This window comes from Phocaeicola dorei, from assembly GCF_013009555.1.
GTDB lineage: Bacteria > Bacteroidota > Bacteroidia > Bacteroidales > Bacteroidaceae > Phocaeicola > Phocaeicola dorei.
The window spans coordinates 4,461,465-4,483,948 of sequence record NZ_CP046176.1; the positions used below are offsets into that span (position 1 = coordinate 4,461,465).

Consider the following 22,484-nt stretch of genomic DNA (forward strand, 5'->3'; position numbering starts at 1 on the left):
TCCGGAGCCACACGTGGATGCAAAAAAAAGCCTCCGGAACTTCTTCAAGTCCGGAGGCTTCAATCAAAAACGGCAGCTACCTACTCTCCCACTGTGACGCAGTACCATCGGCGTGACAAGGCTTAACTTCTCTGTTCGGAATGGGAAGAGGTGGAACCCTTGTGCTATAGCCACCTGAATAAGGGCGACATATCGACAAGCCATCAGCGTTATCTTATCCTGTAGTAATAACCGAACGTATACACCATCCTAAATATAAGGAAAGTGGACGGGCAATTAGTAATGCTCGGCTTTGGTATCTCTACCTTTACACCTGCATCCTATCAACGTCGTAGTCTACAACGACCCTCAGAAATCTAATCTTGTGGCCGGCTTCGTACTTAGATGCTTTCAGCACTTATCCGATCCAGACTTAGATACCCGGCAATGCACCTGGCGGCACAACCGGTAAACCAGAGGTCTGTCCAACACGGTCCTCTCGTACTAGTGTCAGAGCCACGCAAATTTCATACGCCCACGATAGATAGAGACCGAACTGTCTCACGACGTTCTGAACCCAGCTCGCGTGCCACTTTAATGGGCGAACAGCCCAACCCTTGGGACCTTCTCCAGCCCCAGGATGTGACGAGCCGACATCGAGGTGCCAAACCACTCCGTCGATATGAGCTCTTGGGAGGGATCAGCCTGTTATCCCCGGAGTACCTTTTATCCTTTGAGCGATGTCCCTTCCATACGGAAACACCGGATCACTATGCTCTAGTTTCCTACCTGATCGACTTGTCAGTCTCCCAGTCAAGCGCCCTTATGCCATTACACTCTAACGGCGGTTACCAATCGCCGTGAGGGCACCTTTAGAAGCCTCCGTTACGCTTTTGGAGGCGACCACCCCAGTCAAACTACCCACCAATCAGTGTCCCCATATACACGGGTTAGAATCCAAACAAATGAAGGGTCGTATTTCAACAGCGGCTCCAAGGATACTGGCGTACCCCCTTCAAAGCCTCCGACCTATCCTACACATCACGTGCCCAGATTCAATGATAAGCTATAGTAAAGGTTCACGGGGTCTTTTCGTCCCATCGCGGGTAATCGGCATCTTCACCGATACTACAATTTCACTGAGCTCACGGTTGAGACAGCGTCCAGATCATTACACCATTCGTGCAGGTCGGAACTTACCCGACAAGGAATTTCGCTACCTTAGGACCGTTATAGTTACGGCCGCCGTTTACTGGGGCTTCAATTCAACGCTTCTCTCAACGATGACGTCTCCTCTTAACCTTCCAGCACCGGGCAGGTGTCAGGCTGTATACAGGATCTTTCGATTTAGCACAGCCCTGTGTTTTTGTTAAACAGTTGCCTGGACCTATTCTCTGCGCCCTCCCGTCACCGGGTAGGGACCCTTTATCCCGAAGTTACAGGGTCAGTTTGCCTAGTTCCTTAACCGTGAATCACTCAAGCGCCTTAGAATATTCATCCCGACTACGTGTGTCCGTTTACGGTACGGGTACCTACAGGATTTAGTTTAGCGGATTTTCTTGGCAGCATGATTACATGCACTATTGCCTTGTCCCGAGGGACGCGGCATACTATCAGGTTCGATTCTCATGGTGGATTTGCCTGCCAAGATCAACATCTACACCCTTCAACCATCTATTCCGTCAGATGGCGGCATTGTCACTACTGCGTCTCCACATCACTCCTGGAGGTAGTAACGGAATATTAACCGTTTCTGCCATCGGCATCGCCCTTCGGCTGAGCCTTAGGACCCGACTTACCCTGATCCGATTAGCGTTGATCAGGAAACCTTAGTCTTTCGGCGAGGGGGTTTCCCGCCCCCTTTATCGTTACTTATACCTACATTTGCTTTTCCAGACGCTCCAGAATACCTCGCGGTACGCCTTCGACGCTGACTGGAATGCTCCCCTACCGATCATTTCAATGATCCCACTGCTTCGGTAGACAACTTAATACCCGATTATTATCCACGCCAGACTCCTCGACTAGTGAGCTGTTACGCACTCTTTAAATGAATGGCTGCTTCCAAGCCAACATCCTAGCTGTCTTAGCAGTCAGACTTCGTTAGTTTAACTTAGCTGTCATTTCGGGACCTTAGCAGGTGGTCCGGATTCTTCTCCTCTCGGGCACGGACCTTAGCACCCATGCCCTCACTCCTGAGGTAAAACTGATGCGCATTCGGAGTTTGTCAAGACTTGATAGGCGGTGAAGCCCTCGCATCTTATCAGTCGCTCTACCTCACATCAGTAACCCACAAGGCTGCACCTAAATGCATTTCGGGGAGTACGAGCTATCTCCAAGTTTGATTAGCCTTTCACCCCTACCCTCAGCTCATCCAGAAGCTTTTCAACGCTTATTGGTGCGGTCCTCCAGCTGGTGTTACCCAGCCTTCAACCTGGCCAAGGGTAGATCACTTGGTTTCGCGTCTGCCACTGCCGACTATACGCCCTCTTCAGACTCGCTTTCGCTTCGGATACGTGTGTCGTCACACTTAACCTTGCCGGCAAAGGCAACTCGTAGGTTCATTATGCAAAAGGCACGCCGTCACTGCTTTAAGCAGCTCCGACCGCTTGTAGGCGCACGGTTTCAGGAACTATTTCACTCTTCTGTTCGAAGTGCTTTTCACCTTTCCCTCACGGTACTGGTTCGCTATCGGTCTCTCGGGAGTATTTAGCCTTACCGGATGGTCCCGGCAGATTCACGCAGAATTCCTCGTGCTCCGCGCTACTCAGGATACTACTATGCTTCGACAACATACGAATACGCAACTGTCATGCTCTATGGTCTTTCTTTCCAGAAAGTTCTTCTCCGATGTCTTCATGCAACGACGTAGTCCTACAACCCCGATCATGCCGTAACATGAACGGTTTGGGCTATTCCCCGTTCGCTCGCCACTACTGGGGGAATCATTGTTATTTTCTTTTCCTGCAGGTACTAAGATGTTTCAGTTCCCTGCGTTAGCTCCTGAAATGATCAGGTGGCGTGTCTTCAACACGCCGGGTTGTCCCATTCGGAAATCCCCGGATCAAAGGTTATTTGCACCTCCCCGGAGCTTATCGCAGCTTATCACGTCCTTCATCGCCTCCGAGAGCCAAGGCATCCGCCATGCGCCCTTCTTTACTTTCCTTATTCATTCGCCCACACTTGCGTGCCAGCGGGATGATATATACTTTCAGCTCTTTACTACTAAAATTACTGTTTGCTTGTACAATATGTCATAGATCGGTCATCTTCGTATCTTACGTCTCTGATGGAGTGGAGAATAACGGATTCGAACCGTTGACCCTCTGCGTGCAAGGCAGATGCTCTAGCCAGCTGAGCTAATCCCCCGAATCTCAAGATTCGTAGTCCCAGGCAGAGTTGAACTGCCGACCTCTACATTATCAGTGTAGCGCTCTAACCAACTGAGCTATAGGACTAAGTTCAACCTAGTCTGTTTCATTAGACCCGGCTTCTTACTTTCTCTCTTCCGTCTTAATACGGAATCATATCTTGAATAAACAACAACAGCAGTACAAAAACAAAAACCTTTACTTTGGATCCTCTCCAGAAAGGAGGTGTTCCAGCCGCACCTTCCGGTACGGCTACCTTGTTACGACTTAGCCCCAGTCACCAGTTTTACCCTAGGGCGATCCTCGCGGTTACGCACTTCAGGTACCCCCGGCTCCCATGGCTTGACGGGCGGTGTGTACAAGGCCCGGGAACGTATTCACCGCGCCGTGGCTGATGCGCGATTACTAGCGAATCCAGCTTCGTGGAGTCGGGTTGCAGACTCCAGTCCGAACTGAGAGGGGTTTTAGGGATTGGCATCCACTCGCGTGGTAGCGGCCCTCTGTACCCCCCATTGTAACACGTGTGTAGCCCCGGACGTAAGGGCCGTGCTGATTTGACGTCATCCCCACCTTCCTCACATCTTACGATGGCAGTCTTGTCAGAGTCCTCAGCATCACCTGTTAGTAACTGACAACAAGGGTTGCGCTCGTTATGGCACTTAAGCCGACACCTCACGGCACGAGCTGACGACAACCATGCAGCACCTTCACACTCGCTATTGCTAGCTGAACCGTTTCCGGATCATTCGAGTGCAATTTAAGCCCGGGTAAGGTTCCTCGCGTATCATCGAATTAAACCACATGTTCCTCCGCTTGTGCGGGCCCCCGTCAATTCCTTTGAGTTTCACCGTTGCCGGCGTACTCCCCAGGTGGAATACTTAACGCTTTCGCTTGGCCGCTTGCCGTATATCGCAAACAGCGAGTATTCATCGTTTACCGTGTGGACTACCAGGGTATCTAATCCTGTTTGATACCCACACTTTCGAGCCTCAATGTCAGTTGCAGCTTAGCAGGCTGCCTTCGCAATCGGAGTTCTTCGTGATATCTAAGCATTTCACCGCTACACCACGAATTCCGCCTGCCTCAACTGCACTCAAGACATCCAGTATCAACTGCAATTTTACGGTTGAGCCGCAAACTTTCACAACTGACTTAAACATCCATCTACGCTCCCTTTAAACCCAATAAATCCGGATAACGCTCGGATCCTCCGTATTACCGCGGCTGCTGGCACGGAGTTAGCCGATCCTTATTCATAAAGTACATGCAAACGGGTATGCATACCCGACTTTATTCCTTTATAAAAGAAGTTTACAACCCATAGGGCAGTCATCCTTCACGCTACTTGGCTGGTTCAGGCCATCGCCCATTGACCAATATTCCTCACTGCTGCCTCCCGTAGGAGTTTGGACCGTGTCTCAGTTCCAATGTGGGGGACCTTCCTCTCAGAACCCCTATCCATCGTTGACTAGGTGGGCCGTTACCCCGCCTACTATCTAATGGAACGCATCCCCATCGTCTACCGGAAAATACCTTTAATCATGCGGACATGTGAACTCATGATCCCATCCTGGATTAATCTTCCTTTCAGAAGGCTGGCCAAGAGTAGACGGCAGGTTGGATACGTGTTACTCACCCGTGCGCCGGTCGCCATCAGCCTTAGCAAGCTAAGACCATGCTGCCCCTCGACTTGCATGTGTTAAGCCTGTAGCTAGCGTTCATCCTGAGCCAGGATCAAACTCTTCATTGTAAAAATATTCTTTCAACACTTAAGTTGACTTTACGCTCAAGGACTCCAAATCTATCAATACAATAAAAATATTGACGGTTCTTGTTTTTCCGTACACCATATATATACGGTGCACCGGCTTGTACTACTTGTTTGTTTATCTTAAATCTTTCAAAGAACTCTTATTCTTGTTTGCCATCGTTTCCGAAAGCGGATGCAAAGGTAAGAGATTTTATCGTAACCACCAAATGTTTTCGAAAGTTTTTTTGAAAAAGTTTTTTTCGAAACTTCCATAAAAGGCGGACCACCCATCCTCCCGAGGTCTTATCCGTTCTCGCTCCCTTAGCCCCGCTAAGGTAAGATACCAGGTGCAGATCACTATCAAGGAAAATCTCCCACGTTTGTTTCACCAAGTCAGTAACACTGTCTGAAGTGCCGCATCTCTCTCGATTGCGGGTGCAAAAGTAGACCTTTTAACGCTAACAGGCAAACTTTCACAAGACAAATTATCCGGATTCCCTGAAACTTTTTTGTAATACGCTGAATCACAGATGTGTTACAAAGAAGGTTTTTATAACGGAGGACACGGGAGGAAAAAGACAGACACATTATAATATTCGCACGCGCGTAAACAAAAACGGAAGAGCTGGAACTAAAGAAGGGGAAGGCGCGAGTCCGGAGGGGCAACCAAACACCGTAAGCCAGGACAGGGAAGGGAAGACAGCTACGGAAAACACAGGACGATGTACGCAGCACACACAACTGAGTTAGCAAAAACAGATGCCAATGCTACCACTCTTGAAAAACTTTAGGAGGGAAAAAGCAGAGAAGAATTTCCTTGTTCAAGCACGTGCCAACAAAAGTCTGAATGTAAAATCCATAAAGAAGACTACATATTTTGCACTTCCCCCTCTACCACACATACACACTTGACAGTTATTATTTGAAAAAAGTTCTATGAAAATTTGGTTTATATTATAAACTATATTATATTTGTAAAGTAATTAAGTAAAATAAACTTTTATCATTCAACCTATAAAACATCATAACAATGAAAACAAACACAACATTTCACAAGAAACGTGCCACTATCCTGGCATGCGCCACACTAACTATTCCGAGATTTGCCACTGAAAATATAGCACAAACCACCGACTTTATATCACTATAATAAGAAATAAAGCTATGAAAACAAATCAGAACAACAAAAAAACCGTTCCAACTCAGGAACAAATCGAAGTAGTATGCCGGCAAAGAGCCCGTCATTTTTGGAATTGGCTCACTTGGTCATTAGTCTATTATGTGGTAATAAACCTGTTTCTTATAGCTATAAACTGGTTTACCAGTCCACACTACTGGTGGGTACTATGGGTGATAGCAGGCTGGGGAATCAGCTTGCTGATGACAGCCATAGAGAAAAGCATCAAATATTAATTAATCACAAACTAAAAAGAAAAAACAGTATGGAAGAAAGAAAATTGAATGAGAAAGAGAGTTTGGAACTCATCGCTCAAATGATTCAGAATACAAAAAACAGGCTAGAAACCAATTGTGGCATGCCGTTCCTTTTTTGGGGATATACCACTATCTTTGTCAGCCTACTGGTCTGGTTTCTGGTAGTAACTACCCGGAATTATTATTGGCAATACCTATGGTTCTTACTCCCCATCATCGCAGGAACAGGAACTTACCTTTCCACACGTAATCAGCAGCCGGGTATCAAGACTCATTTGGACAAAGTAATCAATTATATTTGGTTGGTATTCGGCATAACCGGCTTTCTGATATCCATGCTCGCCATGTTTTTCTGGCAACTTCCCATCCTATTCATGGTCCTTCTGCTGATGGGCATGGGAACTACACTAACAGGTCTGGTGATAGGTTATAAAACTGTCACTATTTGCGGCACACTGGGAGCGTTAAGCTCCATCGGATGCCTTTTTTATCCAGGTCTAAACCAGATATTAATCTTCGCTCCTGTCTTTATTTTTATGATGGTTATTCCGGGACATGTGTTGAATCATGCTGCCCGTAAACAAAAAAAATCGTAACTTTGCGCCTATGTTCAAAGAATTGAATCCATTACTACATTCCGAACTGAGACTTGCCGTGATGTCCATACTGGTTTCAGTGGAAGAAGCCGAGTTCAGCTATCTGAAACAACAGACAGGAGCAACGGCAGGTAATCTGAGTGTGCAAATAGACAAGCTAAACAAGGCTGACTATGTAGAAGTCATCAAGACATTTAAAGGAAAAATGCCTTGTACCATTTGTAAGATTACACAAAAAGGGCTTGAAGCTTTTGAAGAATATGTAGATGCATTAAAAAGTTATATAAACATAAATACATAACAGATCATATCATTATTTGTTCCATCCACAAACCTGTTTGAATAAATACTGTTTAACATCTTGATTGACAGGCATTCTGAAATTCACCATCCTAGGATGATTATATGAGATAACTTTCTATTATCCCATATAATTTTTTAGAATAAACACCTTAATAAAAGGTTTTGTAAATTTGTACCCGGAAGAGAGAACATCCTCTCCCACAAAAGCGTTTATATTATACAAACTTTAAATAAAAGAATTATGGAATTTGTAACGAATGAAAAGCTGACAATCGTAGGTGCTGCCGGAATGATTGGCTCGAACATGGCTCAAACTGCTATTATGATGGGCCTTACTCCCAATATTTGTTTGTATGACCCATACGCTCCCGGTCTGGAAGGTGTGGCAGAAGAACTATACCATTGTGGTTTCGAAGGCATGAACATCACTTTCACTTCCGATATCAAGGAAGCTTTGACCGATGCTAAATATATTGTAAACTCAGGTGGTGCGGCACGTAAAGCCGGCATGACCCGTGAGGACTTGCTGAAAGGAAACGCAGCCATCGCTGAAGAATTCGGAAAAAATGTAAAGGCCTATTGTCCGGACGTAAAACATATCGTGGTTATTTTCAATCCGGCTGATATTACCGGTCTGATCACCTTATTATATTCAGGCCTGAAACCATCACAAGTTACAACTCTTGCCGCTCTTGACTCTACACGCTTGCGCAGCGAATTGTCCAAGCATTTCGGCATCGCCATGGATAATGTAGAAAACTGCCGCACGTATGGCGGTCATGGTGAGCAGATGGCTGTTTATGCTTCTACCGCTAAAGTAAACGGAAAAGCATTACTTGATATCATCGGCACTGATGCTTTGACAAAAGAACAATGGACTGAAATACAACAAAAAGTAACTAAAGGCGGTGCAAACATCATCAACCTGCGCGGCCGCTCTTCTTTCCAAAGCCCGTCATATGTTTCTATCGAAATGATTGCCGCCGCCATGGGAGGAAAGCCATTCCGCTGGCCTGCAGGTACTTACGTATCCAATGGTAAGTTCGACCATATCATGATGGCCTGGGAAACTTCTATCGCTAAGGATGGCTGCCACTTAAAAGAAGTGAAAGGCACGCCCGAAGAAGAAGCCGCATTAGAAAAAAGTTATGCACACCTTTGTGCTTTGCGTGATGAAGTGATTGCGATGGGAGTACTTCCTCCGGTTTCCGAATGGAACAAGCTGAATCCTAATATTAAATAATTCTGATTACAATATTCCGTTAAAAACATCGCCGGGTTCACCCTTGGCGATGTTTTTTTTTGTATCTTCGCACTCGCAATGATAGACCAACCCACCATAGACCGGATACTGGATGCCGCACAAATTGTAGATGTGGTATCCGAGTTTGTCACTCTGCGGAAACGCGGTGTGAATTTTGTCGGACTTTGTCCATTCCATGATGACAAAACCCCTTCATTCTATGTATCACCGGCCAAAGGATTATGTAAATGCTTCGCCTGTGGAAAAGGTGGAAATGCTGTCCATTTCGTTATGGAACACGAACAGATGACCTATCCCGAAGCACTACGCTGGCTGGCCAAAAAATACAATATAGAAATAAAGGAACGCGAATTGACCGATGAGGAGAAACAAGTACAAAATATACGGGAAAGTCTCTTTGTAGTCAATGAGTTTGCCCGCGATTATTTTCAAAACATCCTCTACAACCACGCTGACGGAAAAGCCATTGCCATGTCTTATTTCCGCCAACGGGGCATTCGTGACGATATTGTCAAGAAATTCCAATTGGGATACAGCACTACCGCTTCTGACGCATTGGCACAAGAAGCCATGCGAAAAGGATATAAAAAAGAATTTCTGCTCAAGACCGGACTATGTTACGAAAAAGAAGATGGCAGTTTACGCGACCGTTTTTGGGGACGTGTGATATTTCCATGGTTTAACATCAGCGGAAAAGTGCTTGGCTTCGGTGGACGTGTACTGGACAGCCGCACCAAGGGAGTAAACCAAAAATACGTCAATTCGCCCGAATCCGAAATTTTCAGTAAACGAAAAGAACTATATGGCATTTATCAGGCTAAAGCTGCCATTGTAAAAGCCGACTGTGTTTACATGGTAGAAGGATACACCGATGTAATTGCCATGCACCAATGCGGGCTGGAGAATGTAGTGGCCAACTCGGGTACAGCATTGAGCGAACAACAAATCCGGTTGCTACACCGCTTCACCTCCAATATCACCCTATTATATGATGGTGACGAAGCCGGTATAAAAGCAAGCATCCGAGGTATCGATATGTTACTTGCAGAAGGCATGAATATCAAAGTGCTGCTTCTGCCTGACGGAGATGATCCCGATAGTTTTTCCAGAAAACACAATGCCACGGAATTCAGAAAATACATTGATGATCACGAAGAGAACTTTATCCGTTTCAAGACCAACCTTTTACTAAAAGATGCACAAAGGGACCCCATCAAACGGGCCGGATTGATATCGGACATGGCACGAAGTATCGGACTGATTCCGGATAAAGTAATTCGATATACCTGCTTGACAGAATGTGCTACCCTCTTGAACGTAAACGAGCAAATTATTTTAGACGAGATCAAAAAGCATCTGCTTCAACGGGATGATAACTATCTGGAACAAATCAAGAAAGAAAAAGACGCATCCGCCACTATCGGCTCTCTGCCTTCTGCCGATGCACCTTTTCCTGCCGGCAGCATACCTCCTGCCGATATGCCCCCCATAGAAGTAGATGATGATGTTCCCCCTCCGTTTCCTCCTGCAGAAGCAGAAGCAGGGTATCAATCGTATATTCCCCAAGAAGGACGGGAAAAGTACGTTTTTTATGTAAAAGAACAGTTACTGCTTCAAACTTTGATACGCCACGGAGAGAAAGTCATGTGCTATGTAGAAACGGAAGAAAATACGGAAACTCCGCTCACTGTGATAGAATATATTTCCATGGATTTGAAACAGGATGAATTACAGTTCCATAATCCGTTGCACCGGAAAATACTAGCAGAGGCAGAAGCTCATCTGCATGACTCCAACTTCACGGCAGAGCGTTATTTTCTGGCTCATCCCGACCCTACAATCAGCAAGCTGGCAGCAGATATGATAAATGATCGTTACCAATTGAGTAAAAGCAATTCACAAGCGATGGTCAAAGATGAAGAACGCTTACACGAACTAGTACCACACCAACTTATCGACTTCAAACTTGCCATTTTAGAAGAAGATATGAAATATACGCTGCAAGCATTGAACAAGCCTGAAGTAGCAGCCAATGCCGATAAATGCCTTGAAGTCATGGCCCACTTTAAAGAATTAAGTGAATTACAAAAAATTATGGCCAAGCGTGCCGGAGACCGGGTAGTATTAAAATAAAGGAGGCATAACTCCTTACCGGTTATGCCGTATCAAATCCATAAATTCCTCACGTGTTTTGGCTTGATTAAACGCACCTGTGAAATCAGAAGTAGTAGTAATGGCATTTTGTTTCTCTACCCCGCGCATCTGCATGCACATGTGCTTGGCTTCGACCACTACCATCACTCCCAGCGGATTCAAAGTTTCCTGAATACATTCTTTTATTTGCAATGTCATACGTTCCTGTACCTGCAACCGATGAGAAAACACATCAACTACCCGGGCAATCTTACTCAAACCGGTGATATAACCATTGGGAATATAAGCAACATGTGCCTTTCCATAGAACGGAAGCATATGGTGTTCGCACAAAGAGAAGAAATCAATATCTTTCACGATAACCATCTGACTATATTCTTCTTTGAATTTTGCTCCCAATAAAATGGCATGCGGATCTTGTTCATAACCGCGTGTCAATGTCAGCATAGCTTTGGCTACGCGCTCAGGAGTTTTCAGCAATCCTTCTCTTTCTACATCTTCACCCAATAGCGATAAAATACTCTGATAATGGCCTTTCAACTGTTCAATTTTCTCTGCTGACCATTCGGGATGCAATAGTTCTTCCATGTTATTAGTCCAGGGGAATATTAATTTGTTCACGAACAATAGATACTTCTTTAAAAACACCGGTAGCCTTCAGACGGCGCATAGCGGCATCCGCTTCCTCAATACTGCGGAAATCACCTACACGACACAGCCAACGAGGCGGCTGGAAATAGGCATAGACAGGCATATCGGGAAACTCTTCTTTCACCTTGGTAGCCACGTTATTAGCTTCATTACGAGCCACACGCGAATTGTTTCCTGCATAGACCTGAACCCGATACCCTCTGGCTTTCAACATTTTCTGCTCACCTCCCGTAACATTCCCTGTATAGATACTACCAATCAAGCCTGTTATTTTAGGATCTTGATAGATGGTTACAGTACCTTCTCCGGCACGGTTACGCTGCAAGCTTTCTACTATGTTCTGCTGTGCCACGGCGGAAAGTCCGAGACTTAAAAAGAGTAGGATAAAAATGTATCTCATGTCGTTTTATGAATTTAGGTAAATCATCACAGATTACTCAGATTCCCACAGACGATTTTATGATTCTTTATCTGTGTAAGCTTGAGTAATCTGTGATGAAATTAATTATTTGAATGCATCGATAATGCCTTTGAAATCAACAACTTTCAAAGCAGCACCACCAATCAAACCACCGTCTACATCAGGGTTAGCAAACAATTCTTTAGCATTAGAAGGCTTGCAGCTGCCACCATAAAGGATTGAAGTATTATCAGCAACTTCTTTACCATACTTGTCAGCAATCAAAGAACGGATAAACGCGTGGATTTCCTGAGCCTGTTCAGCAGTAGCAGTCTTACCTGTACCAATAGCCCAAACCGGTTCGTAAGCCAGGATAATCTTACTAAAATCTTCAGCAGACAAAGAGAATACCGATGCCAACTGAGCAGCAACCACTTCATTTTGTTTGTTAGCTTCACGCTCTTCCAATACCTCACCGATGCAGAAGATCGGCTTCAAATTATTAGCCAAAGCCAATTTAACTTTTTCTTCCAGAATTTCTACTGTTTCGTGATAGTAAGCACGACGTTCTGAGTGACCCAGGATTACATATTCAGCACCTGTAGAAGCAACCATTTCAGCAGAAACCTCACCGGTATATGCACCTGATACTTTATCTGCACAGTTTTCTGCACCTACACCAATTACAGCTTTGTCAACAATAGGAGTAACAGAAGCCAAGTGAATAAACGGAGTACAGATTACTACATCACAATTAGGTTTGTCAACAGCCAAAGCTTCATTCAATTCTTTTGCCAGAGCAATACCTTCCTGAAGGTTCTTGTTCATTTTCCAGTTTCCTGCAACAATGTTTTTTCTCATTTTGTTTATTTTATTAAAGGGTTAATGAAATTATTTTGTTCGATTCTCTTTCAATTTCTTTTTCCTATGAAAATGCTCCCAAATGACATCCACCATGCTGAAAAACAACAACGGGAAGACAAACCATGCCAATACCAGCACCACTTTATGACTGAAAGTCTTTTCATTGATTTGTGCCAAGGGCAATTTTTCCAGCCTGTCGGTCAGCACATATTCATCAGGCAGACTATTCACACTCCACTTGTTTATAACTACTCCGTTCTTCAGCAACATCAGTCCAGGATTAGAGCGTATCATGGTTTTCAGTGTAATGTCATCCATCAGGCAAAAAGGATACTCGGCTCCCGTACGCTCCTGCCAGTCTTCAATGTCACTATCGGGTGATGAAGTAAGACAATAGAATTGATATCCATGCTCCACACTATAATCATACAGTTCATTTATCAGGTCAATGGTACTATCATCCGCCTGGCTCAGCTGATGCGCCACCAACAGAAAAGTATAATTATCATCATCCAGTACTTCATCGGTTATATCTTCCCCATCTTCTTGACGAATAATAGAAAAGTCATGAATAGGCGGTTCGTATCCTTGTTCCTTCACCATCGTTTGGGAATCTACAAAAGTCCATGTGCTATCGGGATAATTTTCTAATGTAAATTCTTTCTCCACTCCATTTTTTTGAAGAATAAAACGAGTTTCATAAACAGTAGGCTTCGCTCCTTCCGGAATTTCCATCCCTTTACGTATATCTGCCCCGATATGATAAGGGCGGAAATCAAAGACAGGCAATTCATGGTAACAATACAAAGTCATCCCCGAAATATAGAGAAACGCATACATAGCCACCAACCAATCGAAACGTTTGGTCACCAAAGGAGTTATACGGTTTCCCCATTTAAAAACGGAAGCCGCAGCTATCAACAAAAATACATTCTTCCCAAAAGTTTCCCAATTAGTCAAAGTCACAGCATCGCCGAAACATCCACAATCCGATATCGGATTGGAAAGAGCCAACCATAAAGTGAGCGGAGTCATCACCCCCATGATAAGCACAACAAACAAGGTTGTCATTCTTCTGCGGATACCAAACAAAAGATATACTCCTAAACAAAACTCAACCATTGCCTGCAATATAGACGCCAGAAACGGAAGAAAGGCAGGCACCGAAGCAGCCCAACCGAAAGCCTCCAAATAATCCTGAATTTTATATTGGGTACCCAGCGGATCTACCGCTTTGACAAAACCGGAAAATATAAATACTACCGCCAGCAAAAAGCGGCAGGCATTTGTCCAGATTCCAATGATACTATGTAACTGTTTACTCTCCAAATTCCAACTTGATCAATCCGAATACAGAATAATTAATCATATCCATATAGTTGGCATCAATGCCCTCTGATACCAATGTGGCTCCATCGTGACCTTCAATCTGCTTGGTACGATAGATTTTCATCAAAATCAAATCAGTATACGAACTGACACGCATGCTGCGCCATGCTTCGTCATAATCATGATTCTTGGCCAGCATCAGTTCCAATGCCTGTTTGGCATACCGGTCATACAATTCCAAAGCACGTTCTTCAGTCATATCATCCGTATCAGCATATCCCAGCTCCAATTGGATCAGGCCGATTATTCCATAATTCACAATAGCGATAAACTCCGAACGGATACCTTCATCTACCATCGTCACCCCTTTGATTTCAATACTACGGATGCGGTTTGCCTTGATAAATATCTGATCGGTAACAGATGAAGGGCGCATGATACGCCATGCTGCGCCGTAATCGTGCAGTTTTTTCGCAAACAAATCACGGCAGACAGCTATTACATGTTCAAATTGTTGTTTCGTATCTTTCATCACACTCTATGATTAGACGGCAAAGTTACGCATTTTTCTGCTTAAGCGTAAACAAAAAGGCGGAAAAGAATACTCTTTCCCGCCCTATTTTGTATTTCTTAATTAACTAAAGCTTAAGAACATCTTAACACTTGTCCCGGACGAAGAATAGTTCTACGGGTAATATGGTTCAACTTGCATAAAGCATCAATAGATGTACCTGTTTTCTGTGCAATGCGGCTCAATGTATCTCCACTTCTTACCTTATGGTAACGGATAGTACCATCTGATGAAGCCAACAAATTCACGTTCTTACTATTCGTGTTACGCTGGTATCTGTTATTACCTTTTCTAAACAAATAAGAATCGGCTACAATATCCTGTTTTTCAAAATCAAATAAAAGTGCCGGATTAATGGCCTGTCCCAAGAAACGGGTTTCAAAATGAAGATGTGATCCAGTAGAACGCCCGGTATTTCCACCCAATCCGATAGGTTCTCCTGCTTCTACATACTGATTCTCATCCACAATCTGCTTTGACAAGTGACCATAGACAGTCTCCAACCCATTCTCGTGACGAATCACTACATATTTTCCATATCCGCGACGTTCATACTTCACCATACGCACCTTTCCACTGAAAGCTGCACGGATCGTATCACCTATATATACTTTTATATCCAATCCATTGTGCATACGACGACGACGGGGACCAAATTTAGAAGTTATTTTTGTGTGTTCTGTCGGCATACGGAAACCGGTCATATCAATACGGAATGTATCAGGAATAGTAACAGTATTACCATAAGCGTGTACACGCTCGTTACTCCAATTAGGATAGAGACTATATGCAGGATAAGCTGACTTTTCCGCCTTTATCTGACGAATCAATGCAACAGAATCTACTGCTTTCAATTTTCGGTCGATAGGTGCCTGGCGTGCCAACAGATCCTGTCCTGACACATTCAGGCTGACTAGGGCGAAGGCTGCCGCTGCGACTACTTTAACACATTTCAAAATCATCCGTTTTTTTTGGTTTTTCTTTTAATATTCGTCATTAGCATAAAGGGAGCCGAACACAGCTTGTTTATACTCGAATATCTCATCTGGTTTAAAAAATCGTTTAAGTTCCACTTCAGCGGTTTCCGGCGAATCGGAAGCATGAACTATATTCTCCTGAAAGCTCATGCTGTAATCTCCACGGATAGTTCCAGGAGCCGCCAGACGTCCGTTAGTAGGACCGGTTAATGTTCTCACTACTTGAACTGCGTCCACACCTTCAAAGCAACATACAATAACAGGACAAACCATCATTGCATCTTTCACGCGCTGAAAGAACGGCTTTGAACTTAAATGAGCGTAATGTTCGCTAAGCACTTCATCCGTTAACTGAACCATTTTCATTCCGGCTAAACGCAGACCTTTCCTTTCAAATCTATTAGTAATCTCACCTACCAACCCCCTCTGCAGAGTACAAGGTTTCAAAATAACCAGCGTTTTTTCCATCATAATATTCGGTTCATTTAAGGTTAATACTGTGCTTCTTTTCAAAAATTCTCCCAAAGATAGAGATTTTCCTTGAGAAACAAGGTACTTCTTTAACTCTTTTTTTATATAAGTTATATACAAAATCCCGGTAAAATACCCTGTAACCTCTATAAACAGGGAGAAAACATCGCAAATATGTTATGCAACATATATCTTTATTTTTAACAATGTAGTAACATAAACTAAGAAATAGCCGCCCAATTTATATTTGTTTTACGCAATGCTTGCAATTGCCGCCAAAGAATAGCATTTTCCGGACGAGTCCCTGTGGGGTCTTCATCTACAATACGATTTGCCACATCACGGACATATTGCAATAATTGACCGTCACGGGCAATATCGGCTATCTTCAAGTCAAAAGCGACACCACTCTGCTGGGTTCCCTCTAAGTCACCGGGACCGCGCAACTTCAAATCGGCTTCCGCTATCTCGAAACCATCATTGGTCTGTACCATTATTTCAAGCCGCTTGCGAGTTTCTTCGGTCAGTTTGTAAGTGGTGACCAGAATACAATAAGACTGGTCGGCGCCACGCCCCACACGGCCACGTAACTGATGCAATTGTGAAAGTCCGAAACGTTCGGCGTTTTCAATGACCATTACCGAGGCGTTAGGGACATTCACCCCGACCTCAATCACTGTAGTGGCCACCATAATCTGAGTATCACCACTGACAAAACGCTGCATCTCGGCATCTTTCTCCGCCGGTTTCATCTTACCATGCACCTTGCTGACCTGGCAATCGGGAAATTCCGCACAAATCAGTTCATACCCCTCTTCCAGATTCTTGATATCCATTTTCTCACTCTCTTTTATCAAAGGATAAACAATATAGATTTGCCGCCCTTCTTCTATCTGTTTGCGAATGGAGGCATAAAGACTGGCGCGACGATTGTCAAACTGATGGATAGTCTGGATGGGTTTACGGCCCGGCGGCAATTCGTCAATAACTGATACATCAAGATCACCATACAGTGTCATAGCCAAGGTACGGGGAATAGGGGTAGCCGTCATGACCAGCACATGAGGTGGACAAACATTCTTACTCCATAACTTGGCACGCTGAGCCACCCCGAAACGATGTTGCTCGTCTATAACCACCATTCCCAAAGAAGAAAAGCCCACAGTATCTTCCAAAACGGCATGCGTGCCTATAAGAATCTGAACATCCCCCGTCAGTAAATCCCTCAATATCTTCTCACGCTTCTTTCCTTTGACAGATCCCATTAAAAGTTCCACGCGCACATCCATGCCAAACAGGAATTTCCGAATAGTTTCATAATGTTGGGCGGCAAGAATCTCTGTAGGAGCCATCATACATGCCTGATAGCCATTATCCAGTGCGATGAGCATGGACATCAAAGCCACCAATGTTTTCCCACTTCCCACGTCACCTTGCAGCAAACGGTTCATCTGCCGTCCGCTTCCCATATCTTTTCTTATCTCCTTTATCACCCGTTTTTGCGCTCCGGTCAGTTCAAAAGGAAGATTCTGTGAATAAAAAGTATTAAAGATCTCACCCACCCGTTCAAAACGCAGGCCCCGATATTTACGCTGCCTGTCTTTACTGTAACGTAGAATATTGAGCTGCACATAGAACAGCTCTTCAAACTTCAAACGATATTGGGCCTTCCGCAGCAATTCGGGATTCTTGGGGAAATGAATATTACGGATGGCCTCATCCAAAGACATTAAATGATGCTCCTCTACTAACTGAGGAGGCAATGTTTCAGCAAGAGGTTCCTGTAGCAGGGCAAGCGCATTCTTCATTAACCTCTCCAGCCCATGAGAGTTCAAGAAACCGCGCTTCATCCTTTCCGTTGTGTTATAATAAGGCTGCAACCCCATCGTAGATAAGGTAAGTTCGCCTGAAGGATCCATATCGGGATGAGCCACATTGATACGACCATTGAATACGGTTGGTTTACCAAAGACAATATACTCTGTCTTGGTTTTATAGTGCTCTAACAGATATTTAATTCCTTGAAACCAGACTAAATCAATGATGCCCGTACCATCAGAAAAATGACCGACAAGTCTGCGCTGTCTTCCCTCACCAAAAGTCTCAAAACTGAGGATTTCGCCTTTCAACTGGATATAAGGCATATTGCCGTCTATTTCATGAATATAATAAAGGCGGCTGCGGTCTACATATTTATATGGAAAATAGTACAACAAATCATGCAAGGAAAACAGATTTAATTCCTTGTTCAAGACGGTTGCACGCTGCGGGCCTACTCCTTGCAAATATTTTATGTCACGCGTAGTGATATCGAACATTTCAAATTAAGACTTCCGCTATTTTCAAATCAAAAGGGGTGGTTAATTTAATATTTTCTCTATTTCCCTGTACCAGACAGACCTCCCTGCCCATCGCCTCCACTACAGAAGCATCATCAGTAAAGGCATCCGTATATTCCTGTTGATATGCCTCTTTCAACAACTGCACTTCAAAGACCTGAGGAGTCTGAACCAGTTTATAGTCATTACGCGGAACCGTTTCACTTCCCGGCTTCGTAAGATGACGCACGGTTTCCACCACATCAATTACAGGAATGACCGCTTGCTTAGTCTGCGCCGCCTCATAACATCCGGCTATCACTTCCCGGGAAACAAAAGGACGCACGCCATCATGAACACCTACCAAGCCTTCTCCCCTCACGTATGCCAATCCATTCTTTACAGAATGGAAACGGGTCTCGCCCCCATCGGCAATATCATGACGCAAAGCAAAATGATGCGTTTCACAAAGATCTTTCCAGTAAGCCCGCTGGCTCACCGGAAGAACTAATATAATATGTATAGAAGAATCAAAAGCGTAAAAAGCCTCTATGGTACGCATCAACACAGGCTTGCCTCCCACAGGCAAAAACTGTTTGGGAATATCTCCCCCCATACGCAACCCTTTGCCTCCCGCAACTATAATGACATGCCTGTTCATTCTGCAATCATCATCCCTTGCTTCAATTCTGCCACCTTTTCCGCACCGACATATTTCCCAGCAATAGCAAATGAGAATGCCATAGCGGCACCGGGACCTTTACCAGTAATAAAATTACCGTCTTTCTCTACCAAAGCGGCAGTATACTCAGCACCTTCCAGATACTTCTCAAATCCCGGATAGCAAGTTACTTTCTTACCTTTCAACAAACCACGCTTTCCATATACCAACGGAGCGGCACAGATGGCAGACAACGGACGTCCCGCTTCAGCAAATGTCATAATTAACTTGCCCAAACCTTCGTGAGCATCCAGATTTGTCGCTCCAGGCAGACCGCCGGGCAATACAATCATTTCCGCATCCTCTTCTTTTACTTCTTCAAACACCATATCGGCTACTACCGGAACACCATGCGCACCGTTTACGGTCAGCACACCTGTTATAGAAACGGTCTTTACAGGCAAACCTGCACGTCTCAACACATCTACCGGGGTCAGTGCCTCCACTTCCTCGAAGCCTTCTGCCAAAAATACATAAATTGTTTTCATAAGCTACTTCAGTTTAAAGTAATATGTAATAGTACCTGTCTGGTTATTCACTCCGTCCACTTGGTTAAAGCGTGCCTTACGGGCAGCCTCTTCCGCCGCCTTCCGCAACGAAGCGTTTACTGTATTGGTACGTTTGTTGATACTAGTACTTATCACCTGTCCTGCGGGATTTACGGTAATAGTCACTACCACCCGTCCCTCATCCTGCACATTATAGACAGGCATCGGCAAACCGCCACTACCCAAAGAACGTCCATTGAGGTCAAATGTTCCGTAACCGCCCACTCCGCTGGATTTCCCTTCCGAAGAGTTTCCCGTCGGGCTACCCTCCAAACCGAAGCCTGTAGTACCGGTTCCTTTATTTCCCATTTGAGTTCCTTTTCCGAAAGCACCGGCTATCTTCTTCGCCGCCGCTTCCGCTGCCGCTCTTTCGGCTGCCGCTTTCTTCTCAGCCGCTTTCTTCTCAGCCGCTGCTTTTTCTGCTTCAGCACGCTTCTCGGCCTCAGTCTTCTCTTTCGGCTTTACCGTCTCCTTTTTCGGTACGTCCTTTTTAGGAGTCTCCTTCTTGGGCTTTTCTTTTTTAGGAATTTCTCTTTTAGGTTCCTTTTTGGGGACTGTCACCGTTTCCTCTTCTGTTTGCGTGATGATTTCCTCTTTTGTTTCGACGGGAGAAACCATTTCGGGTTCGGATACATCGGGAGCCGGAACCTCGGGCTCATTCATTATATCCACATCCGTCAGCGTATAAGGATCGGCATTTCCTTGAGAAAGTTCCGTATTTCCCAGCATAACAGGGACACCCCCTTCTTCCTGAGCCTGAGGGCGACGGATAGCAATCACCAACAGCAGGATTAGGAGAAGAATATGCAGTACAGCCGTACCAATCAGTCCTGTTATCTTATTTTTCTTCATGCTTACAGCTTAACGTTTCTTCTCAGGCGGACGTGTAGCCAACACCATCTTGAAGTGATTTTCATTAGCAATGTTCAGTACCCTTACTATTTCACGGTAAGGCACAACCTCATCCGCATAAAGGGCCACATACATATCGGGTTCTTTCTCGGCACACCTTTGCAGGAATGCGGGCAGTTCTTCCAAGTCTATCGGCATTTCATCTTCATTACCGAAAGCGGTATAGAAGTTCAGATTCTTGTCTATAATTACCCGTGTAAGTGGTTTCGCCGAAGTCTGCTGCCTGCCTTGCGGAAGCAATACCTTAATGGCATTGGGTGACACCATAGTAGAGGTAATCATGAAAAATATCAGCAACAGGAATATGAGGTCTGTCATAGACGCCATACTGAAATTGGGTGATATTTTTTGTCTTCTTTTTAACGCCATATATTTTTATTTTTGAACCGGTTCATTCAGCAGATCCATAAAATCCATGGTACGGGCTTCCATCTGGCCAACTACCTTATCCACACGTACCACCAGATAATTATAAGCAAACATGGCTGCAATACCTACTATAAGACCACCTACAGTAGTAATCATCGCCTCGTAGATACCCCCTGACAGCAATGTAATATCAATATTATTTCCGGCATTGGCCATCTCCCAAAAAGCGCGCACCATACCAGTCACTGTTCCTAAAAAGCCAAGCATGGGAGCACCACCCGAAACCGTAGCGATGACGGGGAAGCCATTTTCCAATTTTGCCACTTCAATGTTTCCGGCATTCTCTATGGCTGCCTGCACATCGGCGACGGGACGTCCCATACGCGAAATCCCTTTTTCAATCATCCGGGCAGAAGGCGTATTAGTAATACGGCAATAATTGATGGCCGATTTCACCTCTCCGGTACGAATATAATCCCGGATACGTTCCATAAACAAAGGGTCTTCCTTACCAGCCTTGCGAATGTAAGCAAGACGTTCAAAAAAGATATAAAAACACGCAACGGACAGCAGAGCCAGCACAAGCATGATCCATCCGCCTTTTACCGCCATATCCCAAAGGTTCATCTGAGCCTCCCCCGAAACGGGTGTCAATGTGGGGTTACCCCCGGCAAGGGTATCCGCCAAAGCCGCCTGTGCAGCCAATAAAGTGATATTCATCATGAACGAAGACAATTTTTATATTCTTCAATAGTTTGTTTTAATCCCATATAAAGCGCATCGCTTATCAATGCATGACCGATAGACACCTCGTCCAGCCAAGGAATATGCGTATGCATATATTTCAGATTTACCAGACTAAGGTCATGACCTGCATTCAGTCCCATCCCCAGGCTACGTGTCACCTTCGCCGCTTCTATAAAAGGAGCAATGGCCGCTTCGGGATTCTGAGGGTACATCGTAGCGTATGGTTCCGTATAAAGTTCCACCCGGTCGGCCCCCGCCTTGGCGGCATATTCTATCATCTCCTTGTCCGTACCGACAAAGATAGAGGTACGAATGCCTGCCTGTCCGAACGTATCCATCAGTTCGGTAAGGAAAGAAAGATTGGCCTTGGTATCCCATCCGGCATTAGACGTAATTTGATCGGGCGCATCGGGCACCAGCGTTACTTGATGAGGTTTCACTTTCAGTACCAGGTCAACGAACTCCGGTGCGGGATACCCTTCAATATTAAACTCTGTGGTAAGTAACGGACGAAGTTCGTACACATCGCTGCGGCGGATATGCCGTTCATCGGGACGAGGATGTACAGTGATACCTTCCGCACCAAACGCCTCACAGTCCAAGGCTACTTTCACCACGTCCGGATTGTTGCCTCCCCGGGCATTACGCAAGGTGGCTACCTTGTTTATATTTACACTTAACTTTGTCATCTTGGCAATATATTATTATCTTTGCAGTTCTGATGTGCAAAGTTAGCAGGTTTTATTAAAACCTGG

At 44.8% G+C, this 22,484-nt stretch carries 19 protein-coding genes, 2 tRNA genes and 3 rRNA genes; 5 read left to right on the forward strand and 19 right to left on the reverse strand.

Translation table 11 applies throughout. The annotated features are described in order from the left end of the window. Positions 1–67: 67 nt before the first annotated feature. The 5 genes from rrf to GKD17_RS18465 all read right to left on the reverse strand — a co-directional run bounded on the left by rrf (position 68) and on the right by GKD17_RS18465 (position 5,100). Positions 68–178: ribosomal RNA gene (rrf, locus tag GKD17_RS18445) — 5S ribosomal RNA — on the reverse strand. 78 nt (positions 179–256) lie between these two features. Then, positions 257–3,145, reverse strand: a 23S ribosomal RNA gene (locus GKD17_RS18450). Between the two features lie 129 nt (positions 3,146–3,274). Next, positions 3,275–3,348 (reverse strand) — tRNA-Ala (locus GKD17_RS18455). Positions 3,349–3,363: 15 nt separating this feature from the next. Further along, positions 3,364–3,437, reverse strand: a tRNA-Ile gene (locus GKD17_RS18460). 131 nt (positions 3,438–3,568) lie between these two features. Then, positions 3,569–5,100 (reverse strand): 16S ribosomal RNA (locus GKD17_RS18465). Together the 16S, 23S and 5S rRNA genes with 2 tRNA genes alongside form the textbook arrangement of a ribosomal RNA operon. A 1,164-nt stretch (positions 5,101–6,264) precedes the next feature. Here GKD17_RS18465 and GKD17_RS18470 point away from each other — a divergent pair. The 5 genes from GKD17_RS18470 (at position 6,265) to dnaG (ending at position 10,830) form a co-directional block, all read left to right on the forward strand. Continuing rightward, positions 6,265–6,513: a 2TM domain-containing protein gene (locus tag GKD17_RS18470; protein ID WP_007840770.1), complete on the forward strand. Its 249-nt coding sequence runs from the start codon at positions 6,265–6,267 to the stop codon at positions 6,511–6,513. A 29-nt stretch (positions 6,514–6,542) separates the two neighbouring features. Then, on the forward strand, positions 6,543–7,130 hold the full coding sequence (locus GKD17_RS18475; protein ID WP_007840772.1) for a hypothetical protein: 588 nt from the start codon (positions 6,543–6,545) through the stop codon (positions 7,128–7,130). A gap of 10 nt (positions 7,131–7,140) precedes the next feature. Then, positions 7,141–7,431 (forward strand): winged helix-turn-helix domain-containing protein, encoded by a 291-nt coding sequence (locus tag GKD17_RS18480; protein WP_007840774.1) that lies wholly within the window; start codon positions 7,141–7,143, stop codon positions 7,429–7,431. Between the two features lie 243 nt (positions 7,432–7,674). Beyond that, complete coding sequence (locus GKD17_RS18485) at positions 7,675–8,676, forward strand: malate dehydrogenase (protein ID WP_007833145.1); 1,002 nt, start codon at positions 7,675–7,677, stop codon at positions 8,674–8,676. A 78-nt stretch (positions 8,677–8,754) separates the two neighbouring features. Further along, positions 8,755–10,830: a DNA primase gene (gene dnaG, locus GKD17_RS18490; RefSeq protein ID WP_007833144.1), complete on the forward strand. Its 2,076-nt coding sequence runs from the start codon at positions 8,755–8,757 to the stop codon at positions 10,828–10,830. A gap of 15 nt (positions 10,831–10,845) precedes the next feature. Here dnaG and folE read toward each other — a convergent pair whose 3' ends face one another. The 14 genes from folE to GKD17_RS18555 form a co-directional block, all read right to left on the reverse strand. Next, positions 10,846–11,439 (reverse strand): GTP cyclohydrolase I FolE, encoded by a 594-nt coding sequence (folE, locus tag GKD17_RS18495; protein ID WP_007833143.1) that lies wholly within the window; start codon positions 11,437–11,439, stop codon positions 10,846–10,848. Positions 11,440–11,443: 4 nt separating this feature from the next. Then, the gene (locus GKD17_RS18500; protein ID WP_007833142.1) at positions 11,444–11,902 is read right to left on the reverse strand and encodes an SPOR domain-containing protein; all 459 of its coding nucleotides are present in this window, start codon (positions 11,900–11,902) and stop codon (positions 11,444–11,446) included. A gap of 105 nt (positions 11,903–12,007) precedes the next feature. Beyond that, positions 12,008–12,763 (reverse strand): triose-phosphate isomerase, encoded by a 756-nt coding sequence (tpiA, locus tag GKD17_RS23470; protein WP_007833141.1) that lies wholly within the window; start codon positions 12,761–12,763, stop codon positions 12,008–12,010. Positions 12,764–12,793: 30 nt separating this feature from the next. Beyond that, on the reverse strand, positions 12,794–14,095 hold the full coding sequence (locus GKD17_RS23475) for a BT_3928 family protein (RefSeq protein ID WP_007833140.1): 1,302 nt from the start codon (positions 14,093–14,095) through the stop codon (positions 12,794–12,796). After that, the gene (locus GKD17_RS18510; RefSeq protein WP_007833139.1) at positions 14,085–14,627 is read right to left on the reverse strand and encodes a DUF1599 domain-containing protein; all 543 of its coding nucleotides are present in this window, start codon (positions 14,625–14,627) and stop codon (positions 14,085–14,087) included. Before GKD17_RS18510 ends, GKD17_RS23475 begins: the two co-directional genes overlap by 11 nt. A gap of 113 nt (positions 14,628–14,740) precedes the next feature. Beyond that, positions 14,741–15,628, reverse strand: coding sequence for a M23 family metallopeptidase (locus tag GKD17_RS18515; protein ID WP_007833138.1), 888 nt, complete (start codon positions 15,626–15,628; stop codon positions 14,741–14,743). A 21-nt stretch (positions 15,629–15,649) separates the two neighbouring features. Then, positions 15,650–16,114, reverse strand: coding sequence for a nucleoside-diphosphate kinase (ndk, locus tag GKD17_RS18520; protein WP_007840786.1), 465 nt, complete (start codon positions 16,112–16,114; stop codon positions 15,650–15,652). Between the two features lie 221 nt (positions 16,115–16,335). Then, positions 16,336–18,432 carry an ATP-dependent DNA helicase RecG gene (gene recG, locus GKD17_RS18525; RefSeq protein WP_007833136.1) on the reverse strand — a complete coding sequence of 699 codons (2,097 nt, stop codon included), beginning with the start codon at positions 18,430–18,432 and terminating at the stop codon, positions 16,336–16,338. Between the two features lies 1 nt (position 18,433). Next, entirely contained in the window at positions 18,434–19,093 is a 660-nt protein-coding gene (locus GKD17_RS18530; protein WP_007833135.1) for a 2-C-methyl-D-erythritol 4-phosphate cytidylyltransferase, read from the reverse strand. After that, positions 19,090–19,641 carry a DJ-1 family glyoxalase III gene (locus GKD17_RS18535; RefSeq protein ID WP_007833134.1) on the reverse strand — a complete coding sequence of 184 codons (552 nt, stop codon included), beginning with the start codon at positions 19,639–19,641 and terminating at the stop codon, positions 19,090–19,092. The genes GKD17_RS18530 and GKD17_RS18535 overlap by 4 nt, the downstream gene beginning before the upstream one ends. 3 nt (positions 19,642–19,644) lie before the next feature. Continuing rightward, entirely contained in the window at positions 19,645–20,553 is a 909-nt protein-coding gene (locus GKD17_RS18540; RefSeq protein WP_007833133.1) for a TonB family protein, read from the reverse strand. Between the two features lie 9 nt (positions 20,554–20,562). Beyond that, positions 20,563–20,982 carry an ExbD/TolR family protein gene (locus GKD17_RS18545; protein WP_007833132.1) on the reverse strand — a complete coding sequence of 140 codons (420 nt, stop codon included), beginning with the start codon at positions 20,980–20,982 and terminating at the stop codon, positions 20,563–20,565. Positions 20,983–20,988: 6 nt separating this feature from the next. After that, the gene (locus GKD17_RS18550) at positions 20,989–21,705 is read right to left on the reverse strand and encodes a MotA/TolQ/ExbB proton channel family protein (protein ID WP_007833131.1); all 717 of its coding nucleotides are present in this window, start codon (positions 21,703–21,705) and stop codon (positions 20,989–20,991) included. After that, positions 21,702–22,418, reverse strand: coding sequence for a pyridoxine 5'-phosphate synthase (locus GKD17_RS18555; protein ID WP_007833130.1), 717 nt, complete (start codon positions 22,416–22,418; stop codon positions 21,702–21,704). The genes GKD17_RS18550 and GKD17_RS18555 overlap by 4 nt, the downstream gene beginning before the upstream one ends. Positions 22,419–22,484: the final 66 nt, after the last annotated feature.